Below are 1,618 nucleotides of genomic sequence, written 5' to 3' on the forward strand. Positions count from 1 at the left end.
GGTAAATGATTGTTCTCCAGAACAAAGCGTTCTAACTCAGCAAGGGGACGTCTTTGAAATTGCGGAGTAAAAACATAATCCGGCCAATTCGCCGTCTCGACCTTTATTTCATGAGCCCGTATATCCCCGTTAACAGAGAGAGTTTCCTTCGGATTAGAAGTGAGGATTCCTACCCGCCCGTCTACCAGAGTAATTTCATCCTTATAAGCCATCCAATAGGAGCTAAGCACAAGTTTAGACCTTGAATTAACACCTTCTGCAGTGGCTAGCTCACTTCGGATAGCCGGGCCAGGATGATCTGAGCCGTAAGATGTAAAATTAATAGCAGCACCTTTTCCATTCAGATTTACATAATTTCTAAGCGTAAGGTTTCCCGACACATCCAGTGCCGAAGCCGGAGTGTTCGTGCCAATACCTACTTGCCCCCGTCCGTCAACCGTGATGTCATCCCCATAATACCATTGCATGCCAGCCCCCACCTTGTCATATTGCCGCCTTGTCCCAAAAATCATCTTTCCGGTAGCATCACCATTCAAGGTGTTCCCAGGAATGGTAATAATCCGGGCCTGTCCCCAAATATTCCCACCGTCAGTACCGGCAGGAAGTGCAAATTCTATCTGCGCCCCCGTATTTCCTGATCTTCCTCCTGTATTTGCCTGAAGTAATAGCCCGTTGCTGTTAACCGCAGTGTTCCCCAGGTTAGGATCAACTCCACCAGTAACGATATGAAGTTTAGAAGCCGGATTCGTTGTGCCAATTCCGGCGTTACCCGTTGATTCAAGTTTATTGGTTTGTGCTATGCAATGCACCTGCACGAGTGCTGCAATTAGTAAGGATAGAAAAAATTTTCTCATAATATGATTCGTTTTAATGGAACTCATTTTTTGTGTTTGCAGATTCAGGTACTCAAATCCCTTTTTCCGTAAGCTCAGCTTCCACTCCGGCGTTTTCTTCTCTGTTCTTAAATAGATATTAGCGTTAGGGGAGAATACTACGTTTTCCAAATTTGATAAACACCTTTTAGTCAGAATTGACTGTTCTCCTGAAAGTGGACAAAATGCCCCTGCCTCCAATTCTATATTTCTGAAGGAAATGTGTTAGCTTGAGAGTTGCCCCTGAAAGGGTACGTGAATAGCTTGTTGGATATTATAATTACTCTTTTTGCTTTTTCTTAAATTGTTCATTTTTATTGCTCCTGAAGTGCTCTTGCTCACGAATGTTGGACGAAAATAAGTCTGTCCACTGCGGTCAAACCGCAGTGGAGTATTTTACTTTAGTACCGGAAAACAAAAGGACAAATGAAAAGAACCTGTATGAAGTTATACCTGCAAACACTTGTCAGTTTACTGGTATGTTTTATCGTGCTGCCCGCTGTAGCACAGGACACCACCCTGAGCAGTTACAGCAGCAGCCGTCCGGTCGTAACCGCCACGCGGAGCATCACCCTTTTGCCCGGCTTTTACGTCCCCTCCGGGTCCAGCTTCCACGCCTATATCGTGGCCGCCACCGCCGCCCCCTGTATCCCCCTTGCCGCCGCATTAAGCACCGATCAGAACTACATCCTCACCTATACCCCCCGCGAGCCCTTTGCCGCCGGCACCGACCTGTCCGCCAAAAA

1 protein-coding gene and 1 pseudogene are annotated in these 1,618 nt (G+C 46.5%); one reads left to right on the forward strand and one right to left on the reverse strand.

The features are described from left to right. Window positions 1–854: pseudogene (locus DDR33_RS25030) on the reverse strand (hypothetical protein); the annotation flags it as partial. Window positions 855–1,313: 459 nt separating this feature from the next. Here DDR33_RS25030 and DDR33_RS25035 point away from each other — a divergent pair. Beyond that, on the forward strand, window positions 1,314–1,618 hold a 305-nt coding region (locus tag DDR33_RS25035; RefSeq protein WP_146198879.1), incomplete at its 3' end, for a 3-coathanger stack domain-containing protein.

It is taken from the genome of Pararcticibacter amylolyticus, assembly GCF_003130405.1.
In the GTDB taxonomy this organism is placed as follows: Bacteria; Bacteroidota; Bacteroidia; order Sphingobacteriales; family Sphingobacteriaceae; genus Arcticibacter; species Arcticibacter amylolyticus.